Source organism: Nitrincola nitratireducens, from assembly GCF_000585235.1.
In the GTDB taxonomy this organism is placed as follows: Bacteria; Pseudomonadota; Gammaproteobacteria; order Pseudomonadales; family Balneatricaceae; genus Nitrincola; species Nitrincola alkalisediminis.
This window is the reverse complement of sequence record NZ_AONB01000005.1, coordinates 169,902-190,392: the sequence shown is the minus strand read 5'-3', so window position 1 is coordinate 190,392 and position 20,491 is coordinate 169,902. Positions and strand designations below refer to the sequence as shown.

At 46.4% G+C, this 20,491-nt stretch carries 14 protein-coding genes and 1 pseudogene; 9 read left to right on the top strand and 6 right to left on the bottom strand.

The genetic code is table 11. The features are described 5' to 3' along the window. Positions 1–7 precede the first annotated feature (7 nt). The 3 genes from D791_RS07025 to D791_RS21380 are packed head-to-tail and all read right to left on the bottom strand — an operon-like array spanning position 8 to position 3,011. Positions 8–1,393 carry a restriction endonuclease subunit S gene (locus D791_RS07025; protein ID WP_036509575.1) on the bottom strand — a complete coding sequence of 462 codons (1,386 nt, stop codon included), beginning with the start codon at positions 1,391–1,393 and terminating at the stop codon, positions 8–10. Next, positions 1,393–2,586 (bottom strand): HsdM family class I SAM-dependent methyltransferase, encoded by a 1,194-nt coding sequence (locus tag D791_RS07020; RefSeq protein WP_272944813.1) that lies wholly within the window; start codon positions 2,584–2,586, stop codon positions 1,393–1,395. The genes D791_RS07025 and D791_RS07020 overlap by 1 nt, the downstream gene beginning before the upstream one ends. Further along, on the bottom strand, positions 2,520–3,011 hold the full coding sequence (locus D791_RS21380) for a type I restriction-modification system subunit M N-terminal domain-containing protein (protein WP_272944812.1): 492 nt from the start codon (positions 3,009–3,011) through the stop codon (positions 2,520–2,522). Before D791_RS21380 ends, D791_RS07020 begins: the two co-directional genes overlap by 67 nt. 151 nt (positions 3,012–3,162) lie before the next feature. On the opposite strand from D791_RS21380, the gene D791_RS07015 reads away from it, so the two are divergent. Both D791_RS07015 and D791_RS07010 read left to right on the top strand, forming a co-directional pair. Continuing rightward, positions 3,163–4,056 carry a radical SAM protein gene (locus tag D791_RS07015; protein ID WP_202806827.1) on the top strand — a complete coding sequence of 298 codons (894 nt, stop codon included), beginning with the start codon at positions 3,163–3,165 and terminating at the stop codon, positions 4,054–4,056. Then, a complete protein-coding gene (locus D791_RS07010; RefSeq protein WP_036509570.1) occupies positions 4,043–4,810 on the top strand; it encodes a hypothetical protein in 768 nt (255 codons plus the stop codon). The genes D791_RS07015 and D791_RS07010 overlap by 14 nt, the downstream gene beginning before the upstream one ends. On the opposite strand, the gene D791_RS07005 is transcribed toward D791_RS07010, so the two are convergent. The 3 genes from D791_RS07005 to hsdR are packed head-to-tail and all read right to left on the bottom strand — an operon-like array spanning position 4,764 to position 12,131. Next, a complete protein-coding gene (locus tag D791_RS07005; protein WP_162149938.1) occupies positions 4,764–7,796 on the bottom strand; it encodes a glycosyltransferase family 2 protein in 3,033 nt (1,010 codons plus the stop codon). The genes D791_RS07010 and D791_RS07005 overlap by 47 nt on opposite strands. Beyond that, positions 7,711–8,598, bottom strand: coding sequence for a glycosyltransferase (locus D791_RS07000; protein ID WP_081763770.1), 888 nt, complete (start codon positions 8,596–8,598; stop codon positions 7,711–7,713). Before D791_RS07000 ends, D791_RS07005 begins: the two co-directional genes overlap by 86 nt. Beyond that, the gene (gene hsdR, locus D791_RS06995; protein ID WP_036509567.1) at positions 8,598–12,131 is read right to left on the bottom strand and encodes a type I restriction-modification system endonuclease; all 3,534 of its coding nucleotides are present in this window, start codon (positions 12,129–12,131) and stop codon (positions 8,598–8,600) included. The genes D791_RS07000 and hsdR overlap by 1 nt, the downstream gene beginning before the upstream one ends. Before the next feature lie 455 nt (positions 12,132–12,586). Here hsdR and D791_RS06990 point away from each other — a divergent pair. From D791_RS06990 to D791_RS06960, 7 genes and pseudogenes are all read left to right on the top strand, one after another. After that, a pseudogene (locus D791_RS06990) lies at positions 12,587–14,343 on the top strand (alpha/beta hydrolase). Positions 14,344–14,580: 237 nt separating this feature from the next. After that, entirely contained in the window at positions 14,581–17,373 is a 2,793-nt protein-coding gene (locus D791_RS06985; protein ID WP_036509564.1) for a monovalent cation/H+ antiporter subunit A, read from the top strand. Then, positions 17,373–17,729: a Na+/H+ antiporter subunit C gene (locus tag D791_RS06980; RefSeq protein WP_036509561.1), complete on the top strand. Its 357-nt coding sequence runs from the start codon at positions 17,373–17,375 to the stop codon at positions 17,727–17,729. Before D791_RS06985 ends, D791_RS06980 begins: the two co-directional genes overlap by 1 nt. Next, on the top strand, positions 17,729–19,243 hold the full coding sequence (locus D791_RS06975; RefSeq protein ID WP_036509559.1) for a monovalent cation/H+ antiporter subunit D: 1,515 nt from the start codon (positions 17,729–17,731) through the stop codon (positions 19,241–19,243). The genes D791_RS06980 and D791_RS06975 overlap by 1 nt, the downstream gene beginning before the upstream one ends. A gap of 5 nt (positions 19,244–19,248) precedes the next feature. Next, complete coding sequence (locus D791_RS06970; protein WP_036509556.1) at positions 19,249–19,752, top strand: Na+/H+ antiporter subunit E; 504 nt, start codon at positions 19,249–19,251, stop codon at positions 19,750–19,752. Further along, on the top strand, positions 19,746–20,015 hold the full coding sequence (locus D791_RS06965; protein ID WP_036509552.1) for a K+/H+ antiporter subunit F: 270 nt from the start codon (positions 19,746–19,748) through the stop codon (positions 20,013–20,015). Before D791_RS06970 ends, D791_RS06965 begins: the two co-directional genes overlap by 7 nt. 8 nt (positions 20,016–20,023) lie before the next feature. Continuing rightward, a complete protein-coding gene (locus D791_RS06960) occupies positions 20,024–20,404 on the top strand; it encodes a Na+/H+ antiporter subunit G (protein WP_036509549.1) in 381 nt (126 codons plus the stop codon). Positions 20,405–20,491 lie beyond the last annotated feature (87 nt).

Sequence of the window (20,491 nt, the reverse complement as noted above, 5' to 3'; positions counted from 1 at the left end):
TTTTATTTTACTTAGCTGCTTTCTTCGGCTTAAGCTTCGCCCGCTCAGACTTTATCCGCGCCAGCAACGCCTCAGCGCTATGCTCGCCGCTAATCAGCTCAGGGTTAGCCGCACGCCAATCGGCTGTGAGTTCACCGCGAAAAGCTTTGGCGAGGATGGATTGAGTCAGGTTATTTACCCGGCTAAGCGCTGCCTGGGCGGCTTGTTCAATGCGGTCGGCAAAGGCAAACAGCTCCTCCACCCGACGGACGATTTCGGTTTGTTCTTCCAACGACGGTACGGGCAGTAAAGCATCTCTACACTGAGAAAGTGAAATATTAACTTGGCCAACACTTCCTTTAGTATCTGGCATAACCTCTCTAACCAACTCACCTTCACACAATACGTGATACAAAAATAAATGATTTAGTTTGCTAGGATCTACTCGGAAAAGAGTTATAGCTTGGTTCAAATTCCACTCAGGGTACTGATCTGTTAGCACTGCTACTTTGCCAAGTGGTGGCCCGACAATATTCATCAAAATATCATTAGGCATTGCTGCTGAGCGTTTCAATGCCGTTTTGTGGACGTTATCTGTTACAAACTGAGGCTTGTAATCAAAATCAACTTTCTGATTAACAATGTTGTATACCTTCAAGAATGGAATAGAACCATCCTGATCAAAGGGGTTATCACGCGGTGTTGAGCCGCTTTGAACCTTAACACATACATCCTTGGCTGCTGCAACGTCCCACTTGATTGGTAGGAGCTTTGAGCCTCTAGTTTCATAATCATTAGTACCCCGCCACTCCTCCGTCAACTTACCACTTACCGCAGCGGCGAGGACGGATTTGCGGAAACGTTTTAGGATCTCGGGGATGCGCTCGAGGCGGTTTTTGGTGTTGTCGACCTGTGCCAGCAGGGTGTCGAGTTTTTCGGCGATAACTTTTTGTTCGGCTAATGGGGGAAGCACCAACGGCGCTTGTGAGAATTTTGATTTGTTTATTATAGTAACAGTCGTCGCAGACGACTCTGATACCATCCATTCCTTCAGCGTTCGCATTTGGTAATAAATGAACTTAAGATCAACATTACTAAATGGAAGCACGCTATTGATTTGTTGGTTTGTTGCAGAACGTTCTGTAGTAATAGCACAACGTCCTAAATTACCAATACACGTGACGACAATTGAGCCTTTGGGGATAGTAGGTACTGTAGCCGCACCAAGCTCGGTTAAGTGCTCATCAGTGAATTCGATATTTCCCTGATCGTTAACGTCACCCGGTTTTATAAACGGTATAGCTCCACCAAAATATTCTGAGTTTTTCTTGCTTGGGGTCTTACCTGTGACAACTTCCCCAATCATCTCCAAATTTGTTGTTAGCCATTCAGAAGGTAGACGAATTTCACTCATCACACCGCCCCTTCAAGCGCTTGAAGCAACCCATCCAGCTCACTAAGCGCCAGTTCCAGCTCATCCTTCGCCTCCCGCGCCAGCACATCTGGCTCTGGCAAATTCGCCGCATCAACACTATCTTTGTCTTTTAGCCAGCTAATATCCAGCGAGTCGGCTTTATGCTCGCGTATCCAGCCGCGGCTAAACTTGCGCCAGCGGCTATGGGCTAATTTACTATCAACACCCTGGTTTTCATCGGTTTCGGCCACTTCTACTTGCTCGGCGTTAAAGCTATATTCGCCCTCTTGACGGCGGGCCAATATCCGTGAAAAGTCATCACCAGTCGCTCCCAGCATCCTGCCTCCCGCGACATTAGCACTTCCCTGTGAGTCATACACTTGCTCAAACGGCGTTAAATGCTGCTCGCCAAAAGGAGTACGTTTACCAAAGCTGGGCATATTAGTGCGTAGGTCGTATACCCAAACATTTTCAGTACAGTTTTCCTGCTGGTGCTTATCTTTAGCACTGCCTTTGGTAAAAAACAGCACATTGGTTTTAACGCCCTGTGCATAGAAGATACCGGTAGGCAGGCGCAAGATGGTGTGCAGGTTGCACTTGTGCATTAAATCTCGGCGCACGTCAGTGCCGACACCGGCTTCAAACAGTACGTTATCGGGCAGTACCACAGCCGCACGGCCGCCGGGTTTAAGATTGCGGTAAATATGCTGCAAAAACGCCAGCTGCTTATTGCTGGTTTTATAGGTTAAATCGTCACGGGTATTACTGGCCTCGCCGCCTTTGCTGGTGCCAAACGGCGGGTTAGCTAAAATAATATCGGCACGGGCCAGGCTTTTACCGCTATCACCCAGTGCATTACCCAAATGCACCACGCCCTCAGCGTCACCCTCCATGCCGTGTAATAAGCAGTTCATTAGCGCTAAGCGGCGAGTGCCGGGTACTAATTCAATACCTACAAAGGCGTTATTGCGCTGAAAGCTTTGCTCAGTCGCCGTTAGATCATATAAGTCATCGGTATGCTGTTTAATATAGGCATCTGCGGCAATTAAAAAGCCAGCTGTCCCCGCGGCAGGATCTTGCACTACCTCGCCCGCTTTGGGCTTAATGCAGCGCACCATACTGTTAATTAACGCCCTTGGCGTAAAGTACTGGCCAGCGCCCGATTTGGTTTCACCGGCGTTTTTCTCCAGCAAGCTTCGTATAAATCGCCCAGGCCGTCTTTGGCGGCGCTAAACCAGTCGATTTGATCCAGTGTTTTAATCATCTGCTCTAAATGGCGTGGCTCACGCAAGCGGGTTTGCGCATCTGCATAGATAGCGCTGATTAACGGGTCTTCATGCACCTGGTTGCCCAGCGCGTCTTTGCCGGTCGACAAGCTTAATAAAATGCGTTTATAGTCGTTTAGCAGGTTAATGCCCGACTTGCCGTTTAAATCGGTCCAGCGGCAGCCCTCAGGCAGTGGGTGTTTTTTTAAGGTGCCAGCTTCGGTGTTTTCATGCACCATTTTGATAAACAGAAGCAACACCAACTCGGTCACATAATCGCTGTAGTTAATGCCGTCGTCACGCAGTACGTCACACAGGTTCCAGAGTTTTTGGACGATGTCGTTATTGTTCACTTAATATGCATCCGTACTTAATTTCTAAAACCACTATGTTAACGCATAGAGTATCTGAATTATAATGAAAAATTGCTGTTTTCGGCGTGGATATTCTACAAGCTAACGTTGTCAGACTCTTTTGCAATTCATGGGATTTATGGTGTTTATTTTGAGGAAAAAACTGGGCGGCTTTTATTACCCCAAAGACTACCCGCGTCGCTTTGTTAGTTTGATTCGGTTTCAATTTAAGCTTAAAGCTCTGTGGCGTTGGCTTCGCGTGCAACGCTTCACGACTAAATTGCTCGGGTTTCAATACCAACCGTCGATTGATTTGATTGAAATTGATATCACTTACCAGTGCAATTTGCGCTGTCATAATTGCAATCGTTCTTCTGCGCAGGCCCCTGCTGCCATGCACTTGGCGCTGGCCGATATTGAAAAATTTGTCAAAGACACTATTGCAACAGGTAAACACTGGCGACGTATTCGGGTACTGGGTGGCGAACCGACGTTACACCCCGAGTTTATGAGTATTATGCATTGCTTGCTTAGCCTGAAACAGCTGCAGCTTGTCGATCAACTGCAACTGGTTAGCAACGGCTTCGGGCCAAAAGTCAGTGCGATTCTAAAGCAATTACCTGCCAGTATTGAGGTGGAAAACTCCAGTAAAACCGGTAATGTCCAACCCAATTTTGGCCCATTTAATGAAGCCCCCGTTGATAGTGTGCTCTATCGTTTCACAAACTTTGGTAATGGCTGTGACATTATGCATAGCTGCGGGATTGGACTGACCCCTCTGGGGTACTATCCATGCGCAGTTGCCGGCGGTATTGATCGCGTTACACAAGCCGGAAGCGGACGCTTAACGTTACCTGATGCAAAGGATCACATGAGAGATCTGTTAAATAGAAATTGTCAGTTGTGCGGCAGATTTAAAGATGGTCATTATGTCCCTGAAAAACTTCGAAAACCATTACTAACTCAAAGCACTTCACCGACATGGGCAGCCATTTACCAGAAGTGGCGCTTACACAAGACACAGCGCCGACATGAAAATCGCTGATTGGTGCGTTTTAGGTAATGGCAACAGACCTGTCGCCGCTGCGCCAGCGGCAAGGTTGACGATTGGCTTTAACTTGTCCCAAACAACTGTACCCATTGATATGTTGGTGTGTAATCTCGCATCAAAAGGACTTACCAAGAAGATTCAGGTGGTTGGACCGCTCAATGCCTTAAACTGGCAAAACTGTTTTCAAGTGCATGCTGAATCTATGGAACGACAGTTAGGCTGCTGGCCTTCATTGGGATTGGTTGTTGTGAGCAGCGGCGTTTCAGCTGGGCTTGATCTTCGGGTATGCAATATGAACTTGCTGCCAACATTGTCTCGACCTGCAGATTTACCGCCGCGGCAGGTAGTTCCCAGCCATTTTCACAATTGGCTGGGTGAACGGCGGCTGATTTTGAAGTTGTTGCCTTATCTGGATTGGCCCGAATTTACTTTGCCATTACCGGCTATGCCCCACGCGGGCGACACCTATGAAGTGTGCCCGGTTAAACAACTGCATCAACTACCGGAATTACCCAAACCACTGGCTTCGGATATGATTGCGCACTTAACAACGGTGGATTGTTATGACTGGTGTTCAGCACTTGCTCATACTACAGCGGAAGAACTCTCCCGGTTGGACCATTTGTTTATGCTGGATCGGAAGCAACCTAACACCGCAAACTGGTGGTTATTTGACCAACACCATTCTGCTTACATGGATCTCATTCGTTTCCAGCTTGCTCAAGCGCAGCAACTGCTTTATGTGTAGCAAGTGCTGGTTTTGCAAAAATTTCGCTAAGCAACTGCTGCTGACAGTCTTTATAGGCGGGTGAGTAGTCTGACCGTTCATGCCAGTAGGCATAAGGCCCATCTAAAAACACCGGATTTTGTGCCACCTCTGACAACGGCAACATAGTGGCGTAATCGGTCACGCTGTCAAACCATTGACCGTTATCACGCTGAAAGTAACGCTGTGGGATGGTATTAAAACATTGTTTAGTAAAAGCTCGCAGATGCGCCCACACATTAGCGCCATGTTTTGAGCGGCAGTCTTGATAGCTGGGACGGTAAGTTTTGATTGGTTTATTTGGTCGATACATCGGCATTTGGATCAAATCATGCCCTTGCCTTAGCGCTTGCTTCAAGTTGCTCACTACATAGGGGTGCATTAATGCATCATCTTGATCAAGGATCACCAGCAAACTCGCCGGTTCCTGGCAGATGATGTTGATTGCAGTGATAAAATTTGGTATCCGACCTTGGTGTTGGCTGTTACGAATTAAGGTCAGACTATCAAAACAGGCAAGCATTTGTGCATAGCCCGTTGCATGAGTTACCTCGCTCGCATCATCAATCAAGATCACACCAAATTGCTGATCGTTTTGTGCTTTTAGCGAGTCAATGCAGCGCTGCAATTTTGTATGTGGCGTATTACGGCCCTTGAGTAAAAATATGACTTCTTCAGTTCGTGGTGGGTATTGCCACTGGGAATCAACGACTAAATCAAATGCTTCTTGTTGTGCGTCTGGCACAATCCCTTGCGCTATCAAATCTTTTATGCGGCCATCTGCCAAGGCAGGTTTATCGACATTATTGGGATGGACATAAAAGGTTCTGGGGTCGCCACCACGCACTGCGCGATATTGACCACTTTTTCTTTCATCTTGTTGCATAGCACGATGCCAGGTTAAGCAAAACTGGCCTTGCTCTACAGGATTTAACAGCGGCAACCTGGCGTTAAATTTGTGCAAGTCTAGTAATCCCAAGCGGACTTCTGGCGCGAATTGACCCGGCTCGCCGAAATAATCGAGAAATTGCAGTCCACTTTTCGGAATGTTAAACCCGACACTTTGCACAGCTGGCTTTTCAAGCTCGCGGAGCATGTCACCCAGATAGTCGTGCTGCCAGTCTTTCCGACCAATCAACACATCGCAATCACACTGCAACACATAGCGCGTTTTAAGCTGGTCAAAACCCCATAACTGAGGAAATAACGGCGCATTAGTTTTGGTATGGGTGTGCATAACATCTGTATTACCAAACCACTTTTGATAAGTTTTGATGATTGAATGGCAGTCCGTAGGCACGATAAGCACAGCATCAATAATCTTCATCTGAAGCAAACCATCAGCTTGTGTCAGAACCGATTGCAGATTTGGTTGAGCGTATTGGCGTAAAAATGGCCCAGCATAAGGGTCTATTAATAATATCTTCGCAGCAAATCGACGAGGGTATTCCAGCTGACTGACGATATGTATAACCTGCTCCGAAAGGTTATCCGCATCCTGAGCACAGGCTTTGATAAGTAAGGTTGTCGACGATTCAACGACAGCCTGCGGCTTTTGAAAATCCAAAATCTGCATTGTTGGGTGCAAATCACAGATCAGTTCGGCATAAAACTCGGTAAAACCTTCAAGCTGCTGCAATTCTAACTCTTGGCTTGATGCTGATTGTCGCCGAATCAGCTCATAATCACTGTAATTCAATGAACCAATTGCATACAGGCGAGCACTTAGGTCTAAAAAACAACTCGCCGTCAGTTTGACGATGTCCTTGCCAATATCGATGTAATGTAAGTCACCGTTGGGGTGGATCATCAAATTCGTGCGTTTAATATTTAGCGGCGCTACCTCTTTTTGATAGCAAACGATTAGAAACCGCTTCATCATAGCCTGGCTTAATAAACCAGAAATCGGTTGATAAGCCACACTATCTGAATAGAAGTACCAACGGTCAGATTTTTTTACAAAGTTTCCTGTGGGCAATATCTCAATACTGCCATTACACCACTGCTGAAGCCTATTCGCATCGTGATCAGATAGCCCCCAGGGATGAAATAGTTTAATTGTTTGTTGGCCTTGACGGTAAACAACGCCTTCCATACCAAACCCCAATAATTGGTCGGCATGTTGCTGTACCTCGAAAATAGACCGTGCCACTGAAGCAAGTTTTGCTCGTGAGCTTTGCCAAACCGATGAGACTTTATTCTGATGCGTTGTTTGGCCACTAAGCGAATAAATGCTGTACACCCCGACAGGGTCGATTGCTACGTGCTTGGGTTCAAGTAGCAGTAGGCTTGCTACAAGCCAATGATCTTCTGCACTTTTAACATTTGGGTAGCGAATTCCTGAGCGATTAGATAGAACTAAATTACATGATGGCAATTCATGTTCACTTTGGCCACTGGAAAATCTGTCAATAAATTGGATAAGTGATGTAGGTGACGTACTCCATATGGGTTGTGGGTGATTAATATGCTCTAGCAAACGCCCTTGGAGCCTCAGTGCATTTCCCCCTATAGCAGCTTTTTTTCCATGTCTTTCCGCTACGTTAATCAGGTTTCTTAGGCTATCTTGTTCAAAAAGCTCATCATCTGCATCTAAACGCGCGACCCATTTAATCGCCGGCTGCGCATCAGCCCAATCTAAAATGGTGTTTCTGGCTTGGGTAGCATTACCACAGTGAGCAGTAAGTATGGTTACATATGGCTTGTCAGCAACACATTTAAGCTGATTAAATTGCTCATGCTCAGAACTGTCGTCGAGCACAACCACTTGTACTCCCCCCTGAACAAACAAAGATTGGCGCTCTATACTTTCAAGTGCGCGGTTAAGAAACTCAACTTGGTCGCGGTGGCAAACTGCGATAAGAACCGGCGCACTTCGATATTTAGTCGAGGCAGTTTGAATAGTCTTTAGATTGCGCCGGGTTAGAATGACATTGACCGTTCTGGCCGATAGAACTGTGTGCAACATGAAAACTCCTGACTTCATCTTCAATCTCAGCTTTGCTCCAGAGGAACAGGCGCTCAATTCGATTGAAGAACATTTCCTTTTGAATTTCCGACATACGATGTCGATGTTTATGATAAAACTGGCTTACACCTAAAAGTTTTTGTGGTGAACGAACCGCGGATAACGCATCGCTGCTGTGATTAATTTGCCAACTCACAGTAGCTCTGCTCGTATAAGTGACTTGAGGCCTGAGTTCTAATACTCGAATTGCGAAATCCCGGTCATTACAACTTGCTAAGCCGTTAGTAAAACCGCCAACGGCAGCAGCAAGTTCGCCAGATATAAAGGTATTGGAGCCTTGCCAGCCAGGGTTCCCCACCAGAAAATCATCAACGCAGAGGCTCGCAGGAATATTGGTGGCCACAATAATACCGGCCTTAACTACATGAATGCCAGATAACACAATGTCTGCCTCACCATTTTCGCTATGCGCCAGACATAAGGATAAATGCGTAGGCTCCCAGTTGTCATCATCATCCAAAATAGCGATGTAGACTTTGGCAAAGTGAGTGGCGATATAGTCGATACCCGTATTCCAACTACCGGCTGCCCCCGGCAAATAAGCATTTTGCAAACAAACTAACGGTATGTTACCCAATAGCGTTTGCAAGCGTTGTCGGTCACTAAGACAGATTGGGCGTTGGTCTGCAACCAACACTACCGCTGCGGGTTGGTGCGTTTGCGCAGCAATACTAGGCAGTGAGATCGTTTTGAGAAACTCTTCGCGTGGTGTGCTTGCTATTAGTACTACAACAGACCGCACTAACTAGCCTGCCACAAGGTTTCGCCAAGTTCTGAAAGAACGTTATCCAGTTGATTACCTAATACCGCATTAAGCCGCTTAGCCCCGCCGTCGTTGGCAAAACAGTTGTTGACGAACTCACGGTCTACCACCACTTCGTGTACCAGCTGTTTGGCTAAACGTTCTAACCACTTACGCTGGTTGGGGTTAAAATTGTGCTCCTGATACAAGCGCTGCATGGCTTGGGCTACGCGCTGTTCAAACGCCAGTAAGGGCTCGCCCAGCGCCGCACGGCGAATATGGCCAATAATGCTGGCGGCAATGTCCTGATTGGTTTGGTTGCGCACCGCGCTTTGCAATTTCACTTCTGAATACCCTGCGCCATCAAGCAATAGCTTCACTTCTTTCAATTGCTTGCGAGTGAGATCGCGCGGTTTATTCACCACCACTGCAAGCGCTGCGGATTGGTTAAGCTGGGCTTTAATAAACTGGTTAAAGCTTTGCAGGTAGTCTTCAGGCTTGTCGTAATTACCGTAATTTTGCTGACGTTCTCTAATTTCATCATGATGATTGGATAAGATTGGCTGATATACAGTGCCAACTAAATGCTTCACTTCGTCAAGTTGCTTTACTAACCCACTGTGCTGCTGAATAAATTTGGCAGCTTGAGCAGGTCCCATTTGTTTTAAATGAGTATGCAGGCTCTTTGGCTCGACGCCCCACAGATCTTGTAGCTCGGTAAGCTTTTGCTTTAGCGTGGGTTTGCTTTCAGCTTTATTTTCGGCTTTTCGAAGTACACGCATCACTTTTTGGCTTAACTGGCTAAGCACTACATCGGCATGGCTTTCTCCCTGCTGCTCACCTGGGCTAGCCAATGCTAGTTGCAGCTTCTCGGGTGAAGTTAGTTCGCCAACCAACTGCTCTAGCGTAATGTTAGGATCTTTCACCAGCGGCTTCATGGTGTTCACATCTTGCAGCGCGGCGTAAATATCCACCGGGTCGTAAATACGGAATACGGTTTTGCCGATGTCATCACAACGGCGGGTGGCGCGTCCTATCATTTGCTCGTACAAAATGCGCGATTTTACTCGGCGGAAAAAAACCAAATTACATACTTTAGGCACATCAATACCCGTTGCAAGTAAATCTACAGTTATAGCGATGTTCGGATAACGCTCATTCTTAAACTGCCGAATTTTTTGTTCAACCTTGTCTGAATCGCCTTTGATGACCTCTACAGCGGATTGGTTATAGTCTTCGTTATATAGCTTTTCGAATTCCTGATCGAGGAGCCGTTTAACCATATCACTATGTAAACCATTTTTTGATGGAGCACAGAAAACTATCGTTTTCTCATCACCAAAAGGGTCAAGCTCTTCCACTAATTGTTCGCAAATAACTCGGTTAAAGTTTTCGTTTATTACCTGCCTGTTGAAAGAATCAACATCAAAACTTAGCTCATCTTCGAGCTCAGATGTCTCAATTTCTCCAGTATCTGTATTAATAGCATTGACCTCGCAGCCCTTATCAAAATGAATTCCCTTCTCATTCAGTAAGGTGAGGTAACGGATCGGAGGCTCGTGATCTATTAACCAGTCATCGGCGACTGCTTCGCGGTACGAATAGGTGTATACGGGTTTGCCAAAAATTTCGCTGGTATGCTTGGCCGGTGTCGCCGTAAGTGCCACTTTAAAGGCATCGAAATAATCCAACACCCGCCGGTAACTAGATAAATACTGGCTGGTATCACGGGTGGCCAGCTCACCTTCAGTCATCTCCTGATCCAGGGTATAACCGCGGTGCGCTTCATCGACAATAATGCAGTCGAACTGATCCAGCGACGGCGGGTTATCGCTCATAAAAATGCGTTTTACCATCGCCTGTACTGTCGCTACCTGAATGCGTGTTTCGGCTTCTGCTGCCATATCGCCAAGCTCGGCAATATTATAAATCTTGGAGAGCGTGTGGTTTTGCTCAAGTGGTGCCTCCTTAAAAGCATCTAAAGCTTGTTGTCCCAGCGCTGTTCGGTCAACCAAAAACAAAATTCGCTTAAAACGTTCGGCTTTTAAAAAACGATACATCAAACCGATAATTGTTCGTGTTTTGCCAGTACCAGTGGCCATAGCCAGCAGCGCGGTACGGCGATTTTCGGCAAGTGCCGCTTCTACCGCTTCAATGGCTTTTTGCTGGTAGGGCCGTACTTTTAAATAGCCGAAGGGCTCTTGCTTAAGTTGTTTCTCTGCCTCTACCTTGCTGCGTTTTAGCAGGTCAAGCAAACCATCCGGCGTGTGAAATCCAGGTAAAGCTCGTTTTAAATTACTCGGCTCACGAACATCACGAAACCAGGTACCCGATTGTTCAGCAAGTTGTGGCACGTAAGGCCGTCCATTACAGGAATAGACAAAGGGCACTTTATAATGATCATCATGACTATCCGGCCATGCCTCATTTAATCCAGCCAGCTGCCAAGCACCTGTTAGCGATGACTCCAGATTAAAACCACGGCTGTAGCGCTCCGCCTGGTCTATTTTACCGGCGACATTAACGTTTTCCTTTTTTGCTTCAACTACCGCTATTGGAGTTAACCCGCAGAAAAGTGCATAGTCTGCCCGACCGCCTTCACCGTTTAATTTGGTTGGCCACTCTGCAATAGCCTTATTATTGCCTTTCTCTGGCCGGCAGCCTTTTTGGTATGTCAACTCCTGCGTATCTGCTTCCCAGCCAGCGTCTTTTAACTGCTGATCAATGAGAATGCGGGTAAGCTCTTCATTAAGTGTAATATGTCGGCTGGCAGCTTGAGTTCTTTGCTTTGCGGTACTTTGCTGCTTGCTAAGCACTTCTGCTGCTTGTGATGCGATTTGCTGTTGTAGCAGCTGTATTTTAGCTTCATAGTCTTGCTTCTGTTGCTTTAGGGCTGCTTCATGCAATGCAGCTTGTTGCGCTAGGTGTTTGGCCTCTTCATCCATTGCCAGAGCCAAGGCTTCATATTCAGCTTTTTCTTTTGCGATCAAGTCATGCAGCTGTTGGTTACTATCTAACTGCACATTCGCCTGGTTTAATTCGGCTTTTAGCTTTTCAATATCCTGCTGTAGTTGCCGCAGCTGGCTGCTGGGGTCTGCTGGTGCAATAAAAGGCCCGGGGTTAAACTGCGTACCAGCCTTACCGAAAGCTTGATGGAACCATATCGCTAACGCCCGAGCGACCTTAAGACCATCTAAGGCCTCTTTGTGCTGGGTTTTAAATTGGTGGGTAGCTTTGTTACCTTCAATGCGCAGAATATGAAACAGCTCGCGCACACTGGGATCAAAGCCCAGCTCGCGGTTTAGCTTGTAAAGTAAATCAGCCTGTGTGGTTTGCTCATCAAAGGCCACGCCAGATCGAGCAGCAACTTCTTGTGCAATTGCTTCGGCAAATTGACGCAGTTTGATTAAGGTTGTATTCGGGTCAGCACTAAAGGCACGCTCGGCAGTCTGCGCCAGCTGAAGAAAAAGCGGATCATACTCACTTAAAAAAGCAAAATTAGAATCATTTTTTTCAAAAATCGATTGCGCCATGTTCCTCATCGCAAGGTAATGATTCAAGCTAATGATTTAAATGCTAACTTTTTATCATTACTATAAACATTTGGCAATAACTAAATAAATGAATATGTCATATAGCTTAACTTTTAATATCGAATGTGAAAATCTTTATCTCTTGAATGCTATCTGATGGTGTTTTTAGTAAAAATTTTGATAAATAGCACGAATCAGCCTTTATTAGAGGTATGAGGCTAGAAAAACTTGTCTGTTGAACGCTTCTGCACCAAACAAACCGACTTAGCCTCACGCGTCAGCGCCGTATACAACCAACTCAGTCCAGATTGTTCCGACGTATTCACGCCTTCACTATCAATGATGACATTGTCCCATTTACCACTTTGTTATAATCCCGATTGACTTGCCACCCCTAAATCTCGACGTATACAATCAGAAAAACTGAAAAAAATTTATTTTATCGATCACAGACGATGAATAAATCTATATCATCAATGAATAGAGCACATACACTGGGTAGTCGTCACGTTTTCAATATGATCAATCACGTTAAGATGTACAAATTCAGCAACCTCCTTAAGCATTTCTCAACCTCTGGGCTTGTATTCGCTACATTTTTATTTGCCCTATCGCTCACTCCAAGCCTAGTTCCACGCCCCTATATTGCTCAAGGCATCGTATCGGGACTGAGCTTTACGATTGGATATGCTTTTGGTGTGCTGGGTCACTGGCTTTGGAATTACTTACACCTGCCCTCGGCCAAACAGCCAATGCAGCGCTATATACAATTGAGTCTAGCCGCCATCAGTCTATGCATTTCAATTCTATTCTTGTGGCGTGCGTCTGAGTGGCAAAACAGTATTCGCACGCTCATGGGCATGGAACCCGAAGATAGCACCCGGCCCTTTACAATTGCCGCCATCACACTTGCCGTTTTTGCAGTGGCGTTCTTGTTCGCTAAATTATTTAAAATCCTCTTCTATTATTTATCGAAGAGGATGTCCCGGTTTCTTCCAAGCCATGTATCACATGTACTTGGTATCGTCATGGTGACGGCTTTATTTTGGTCAATTATTGAAGGCTTGGTTTACTCCTATGCACTCCAATTGGCGGATCGATCCTATCAACATGCCGATCAGTTGATTCAAGACGATTTGCACCCTCCTCTTGACCCTAATAAACCCGGTAGTGCTGAGTCGCTAATCAGCTGGGAAGCACTGGGCAGCCGAGGTCGACATTTTGTTGTACAAAGCCCTTCTAGCGATGATATCAGCCGCTTCACAGGCGAACCTGCTCTTGACCCAATTCGGGTTTATGTCGGGCTCAATGCAGCCGATACGCCAGAGCTACGCGCACAACTGGCATTAGATGAGCTGATTAGGGTCGGAGGATTTGAGCGTTCGGTATTGATTCTGGCAACCCCTACTGGACGTGGCTGGATTGATCCTCGTTCACAGGATGCTGTTGAATACCTTCATAAAGGTGATATTGCAACGGTTGCCGCACAATACTCCTATTTACCCAGCCACCTCTCCATCATTGCCGAGGGTCAATACGGTGCCGAAAATGCTAGAGCCTTATTCAATACACTTTACCGCTACTGGACATCCTTACCCAGAGACTCACGCCCAAAACTCTATTTATTCGGACTGAGTCTAGGCGCACTCAACTCTGATCTTTCATTCGACCTCTATGACATCATAGAAGATCCATTTAATGGCGTGTTATGGAGCGGCCCCCCCTTCAGAAGTGAGACTTGGAGAAATGTAACGCGTAATCGCGACCCTGACTCACCCGCTTGGCTTCCCACCTTTCGACAGGGCAGCGTGGTTCGTTTTATGAACCAAACACAAGGACTGGAGCGAAACGGACAGCGTGGGGCGATTTTCGCATTGCCTTTTTACAATACGGAAGTGACCCTATTACATTTTTTGAACCTGCTGCTTTTTGGCGAAAGCCCGATTGGATGCAGGAACCTCGCGCACCCGATGTATCGCCTTACCTCAGCTGGTATCCTATTGTTACCATGCTGCAACTCATGGTCGACTTATCCATAGGCAGTGCGCCCTCAGGCTTTGGACATGAAATTTCCACTGGAGATTACATTAAGGCCTGGGCCGCACTATCAGATTCAACTTGGTCTACAGAATCCTTAGAGCGGCTGGCTCAGCATTTAACTCAGCTTTCTGAGAACCGCTCAAGCCCACCAGAATCTCGGCAATTGGATTAAGATAGCCTCAGCGGCACGTTATTTTGATAGAGTAACACCCTCCGATTATTCCATATTCGAATAAGCTTACAACCAAACCACAAAATCTAGACTAGAAGCGCCGGAGCGTGTATAAAGTCCGCTACTAATTGTAATTATGAATACACTTGGCAGATCTTTTATACCTCTTAACAGGGATATATCAGGTCTGCTTTTGTATGTATTGTCCACAGGACCTATCAGGAGCAAGTCGCCACCATGAGTCTTTTCTGGATTCCTCTCCTACCTGCGTTAGGAGTGCTGGCCCCTTTACTGTCTGCAAAGCTTGGCCGAACACAGTGCGCTTTTATAACGGCCGCCGCACCGGCTCTATCATTATTGCTCGTATTATTGATGGCACCCGCCGTTTTCAGCGGTGAAACCCTAATTGTCAGCATGAACTGGGTGCCAGCACTGGGAATGAATCTGTCATTTAGGATGGATGGCCTTGCCTTTCTATTTGCACTGCTCATCCTTGGAATTGGCTTGCTCATTATTCTATATGCTCGTTACTATTTATCTGCAAAAGACTCAATGGGCAAATTTTACGCCTATTTGATTTTATTCATGACAGCCATGCTGGGCATTGTGCTATCAAACAACCTTATTCAGTTGTGGATGTTTTGGGAGCTCACCAGCATAAGCTCTTTTCTGTTAATCAGCTTCTGGCATGGAAAAACCGAGGGTCGTAAAGGCGCCCGAATGGCCCTCACGGTGACGGGAGCTGGTGGTCTTGCACTCCTTGCAGGCCTCATCCTAATCGGTAAAATTGTCGGCAGTTATGATCTTGAAGTCGTTATTAACAGTGGAGACCTGATTCGCGCCCACGGTGCCTACCCTGTCGCATTGGTCCTTATACTCCTAGGCGCCTTCACTAAATCAGCACAATTCCCTTTCCATTTTTGGTTACCGCATGCGATGGCGGCGCCCACACCAGTCAGTGCCTATTTGCACTCTGCCACAATGGTTAAAGCTGGCATCTTTTTGATGGCGAGATTTTACCCTGCGCTATCCGGTACTGAACTATGGTTTATCATCGTCAGCATGACGGGGCTTGCCACACTGCTGCTGGGGGCTTATACCGCCTTATTTAAACACGATATCAAAGGGTTACTTGCCTACTCAACCATCAGCCACTTGGGATTAATCACTCTATTGCTTGGCATGGATACGCAGCTTGCGGCAATTGCAGCCATTTTCCACATTATCAACCACGCCATTTTTAAAGCATCGTTGTTTATGGCGGCAGGTATTATTGACCATGAGGCTGGCACTCGCGATATGCGGCGCTTAAATGGTCTCTGGAAGTTTATGCCCTACACAGCAACCCTTGCCATGGTTGCAGCAGCCTCCATGGCGGGTGTTCCATTACTGAACGGTTTCTTATCAAAGGAGATGTTCTTTGCTGAAACCCTGCACCAACACACCCTAGGCTCTTTATCTTGGATGATCCCTGTTTTAGCAACACTTGCTGCCATCTTCTCGGTCGCCTATTCGCTTCGATTTATTCACGATGTCTTTTTCAATGGCGAACCGATTGATTTGCCCAAAACACCACATGAACCGCCTCGGTATATGAAAGTACCCGTCGAAATTTTAGTCGGCTTATGTCTCTTGGTTGGTATTTTTCCGGGTTTAATTGTTGGTAAGCTCTTATTCAGTGCATCATCAGCCGTTCTCTTAGGAGATGTGCCCGATTACTCCTTATCAATTTGGCATGGTTTTAATTTGCCCCTAACGATGAGTATTGTGGCAATGCTCTTTGGCATTATTATTTACCACAACCGTCGTAAGCTCTTCAAATTTCAGAGCCAATTCCCTGAAACCGATGCAAAAATTGTGTTTGAAAGCATTATTCAATGCATGGTACGTGGGACTCAAAAAATCAATGCCTATTTTGAAAATGGTTCATTGCAACGCTATATGCTAATGGTGTTGCTATTGGTCATCGTGTTTGCTGGCCACCCGCTGCTGGATTTGCTGCAAACCGAGGGGACAAGAACTCAGTTACCACTAACCTCCTTGTCGATTATCATGGCCACCCTTCTAGTATTGTCGGCGTTTGCAACCGTTATTTGGCATCGACAACGTTACATTTCATTGTTGACTCTATCTGTTGTCGGCTTAATTGTTTCTGTCTCTTTTTCCTATTTTTCAGCACCCGACCTGGCTCTGACTCAGCTGTCAGTCGAGGTTGTCACCATTACACTATTAATGTTGGCGCTATTCTTTTTACCGCAACAAACGCCTAAGGAGTCAAGCCCAGGGCGAGTTGCCAGAGACCTTGGCGTTGCTGCAATTATTGGCGGTATTATCGGCACCATCAACTATGCAATCATGACTCGCCCTCAGCTGAGTATTTCTGAATTCTTCTTAGAAAACAGTAAACCTGGCGGGGGTGGGACCAATGTTGTTAACGTCATTTTGGTCGACTTCCGTGGGTTCGATACCTTTGGGGAAATACTGGTACTCGGCATTGCTGCACTGGGTATTTTCAAGCTGATTAACCGCATGAAGGTCTTTATGCCATCCGGTGACAGTAAGGGCATCAACTGGACCAAAGACAGCCATCCGATGATTCTCAGAACAGTGTCTCAATCACTGCTTCCATTAGCGCTGCTTGTTTCTGCCTACATTTTCCTTCGTGGTCACAACATGCCCGGCGGTGGTTTTATTGCAGGCTTAATTACAGCCGTTGCCATCATTTTGCAGTACATTGCACACGGTGTGGACTGGATTAAACCTCGCCTGAAAATCAACTACCAATGGGCAATCGCCATAGGTGTTTTGATCGCCGCCATCACGGGTGCAGGTAGCTGGTTATTTGATCGTCCGTTCTTAACCAGCTGGTTTGATTACTTCAGCTTACCGCTGCTGGGTGAGTTTGAATTAGCAAGCGCGATTGCGTTTGATCTTGGCGTGTATATTACGGTGGTGGCCGCAACACTATTAATCCTTGCGAACCTTGGAAAGTTAACCACATCGCATCGTCCAAAAATGGAGGATAAATAATGGAAGCCTTATTTGCATTTTGTGTTGGGATACTGACCACTTGCGGCATTTTTTTGGTGTTACGCAGCCGAACCTTTCCTGTGGTGGTTGGACTGACACTATTAAGTTATGCCGTTAATTTATTCCTGTTCTCCATGGGACGCTTATCCGTTGACTCGGCTGCCGTCATAGGGGCTAACAGCACCTATGCCGATCCACTGCCTCAGGCATTGGTACTCACGGCCATCGTTATCGGATTTGCGATGACTGCGTTTGTTGTAATTTTATCGATGAGAGGGCGAGGTGATCTTGGAAATGACCACGTTGATGGACGCATTCCAGATCACTCATCACTCACGGACAAGGAGAAATCTTGATGCAACACTTGGTCATCATGCCATTTCTACTGCCATTATTAGCGGGTGTATTGCTGATCCTTCCACCGATTCAAAACAGCATTACACGTCAGCGCATCTTTGCGGTAGGCTCATCTATGCTGGTATTGGTGGTGTCCAGCGGTCTTCTTAAAGAAGTCATGTCCCAGGGAACACAACTCTACGCGCTAGGCAACTGGTCAGCACCCTACGGCATCGTACTTGTTGCGGATCCATTGGCGGCGCTACTGGTGCTTTTAACCTCAATTCTGGCCCTTGCCTCCATTCTCTATGCCTGTGCAGGTGAAGATGAAACGGGCATGTATTATCACACCCTGATATTACTCTTAGTGGCAGGTGTTAACGGCGCTTTCCTAACTGGGGATTTATTCAACTTATTCGTTTGCTTTGAAATTCTGTTGATCGCGTCCTATGCTTTGCTCATACATGGCGGTGGCAAACACAAGACCCAGGCGAGTCTACATTACGTTATTTTAAACTTGGTCGGATCGAGTATCTTCTTGTTTGCCCTTGGTATTCTTTACGGAATGCTTGGCACGCTAAACACAGCAGATATGGCGATAAAACTTCAAACCCTTGACTCTGATGAAACCACACTGGTTAAAATTGCAGGATTACTGCTACTTATTGTATTTGGTCTAAAGTCAGCCATGCTTCCCCTCCACTTCTGGTTGCCCAGAACCTATGCCGCAGCCAGTGCTCCAGTTGCCGCCATGTTTGCCATTATGACCAAAGTGGGCATTTACAGCATCTTTAGGGTACATACCGTTATTTTTGGCGATTTTGCTGGTGATCTAGCCAATATTGCGCAGTTTTGGCTCTGGCCGATTGCCGTGCTAACCCTGATCGCAGGGGCCATTGGCGCGCTGGCCAGCCAAAATCTGAAGATGCTAACCGCCAACATGATTCTAATCTCGGTGGGAACACTCCTAACTGGGGCCGCACTCGGACGTGAGGATGCCAGTGGCGCTTCATTCTACTACCTATTGCACACCACATTGGTGTCAGCCGCGATGTTTTTAATTGCAGATTTGATTGCCAAACAGCGCGGCAAAGCCGCTGACCGTTTCGTAGCGGCTCGACTCATGAAGCAGCGAGACCTTCTGGCTGGGTTATACTTTGTAGCGGCAATTGCCATGGTGGGTATGCCGCCATTATCGGGCTTTATTGGAAAAGCACTGCTACTGCAATCGGCCCATACAGGGGCTGAAATGGGCTGGGTATGGTCGTCGATCTTGTTCGCCGGATTGGCATCAATTATCGCTCTCTCGAGAGCCGGAACAACCCTTTTCTGGCGTACCACCGGAAATACCGCCGATACTGATGGTAACCCTGTGCATATTACCCAGTTAATGGCGATTGTATTCTTACTTAGCCTTTCCCCTTTATTGGTCTTGTTTGCCGGCCCTATTACCAGCATGACGCATGAAGCAGCGGCGGTTTTACACAACCCCGAGCTCTCGGTTCGTGCTCTGTTGCCAGTGTTAGGAGAATAACTGTCATGTTAGCAAAACCTCGTTTTAAATGGCTGCCCATGCCCTATCACAGCATCTTGTTATTTGTCACATGGCTGCTGCTAAACAACACACTGGCACCTGGACATCTGTTCTTGGGGTCGGTGTTGGCATTGGGTATTCCTCTGCTCACCTCTAGCTTAAGCAAACCACAACCCGCACTGCATAAACCCATGCACACGTTTCGTTATGCTTTACGGGTTCTGGGGGATATCGTGACGGCAAACCTCGAAGTCGCCATTCAAGTTATGGGGCCAATCAAAAATCTCAACCCAGGTTTTTTTGCGGTACCACTTGACCTTGAAGGTGAGCTTCCAATTACCCTTTTAGCCAGCACCGTCTCTTTAACACCAGGCACGGTCAGCTCCGAAGTGTCTGAATGTCGGAAGTTTCTCTATGTCCACGCACTCACCATGAAAAATGAAGAAGAGCTGATTCAAACGATTAAACAACGTTATGAAGCGCCATTAATGGAGATATTTTCATGTTAAGTTGGACTGTATCCTTGGTAACGGCCATGGTGGCCATTTCATTGATTCTCAATTTATGGCGACTGTTTGCAGGCCCAGACTTACCTGATCGCCTGCTAGCGTTGGATACCATGTATATCAACAGTATCGCACTTATCATTTTACTGGGTATCTGGCTAGGGTCGGCGTTGTACTTTGAAGCAGCGCTTTTAATTGCAATGTTAGGTTTTATCAGCACCGCAGCATTGTGTAAGTATTTACTGCGCGGCGATATTATTGAATAGGCCTAAAGATGAATTTTTTACTTGAACTGATTGTTTCTATTTTTTTACTGATTGGCGGCATCTTTATTCTAGTCGGCTCGATTGGCTTAGTGCGCTTGCCGGATTTTTTTATGCGGCTGCATGCGCCAACAAAAGCAACCACACTGGGTATGGGCGGCTTGTTGATCGCATCAATGATTTTATTCACCGTTCGAGAGTCTGGCATTAGTGTTCATGAATTACTGATTACACTGTTCTTATTCATTACAGCTCCCGTCAGCGCGCACATGATGGCTAAAACAGCATTGCATCAAAAAAATAAGATGATTGAACGAACCACAGGGCAAGAGCTGATTGAAAGAGCAAGACAGCAAAAAGCCCCTGATGTGAAATACAGCCTTAACGACTGACCCGTCATAGAAACAAAAAAAATGCCGAGTGGCTTGATATCACTCGGCATTTTATAAATCTGTCGGATGTATTGAATTAAACTAAAA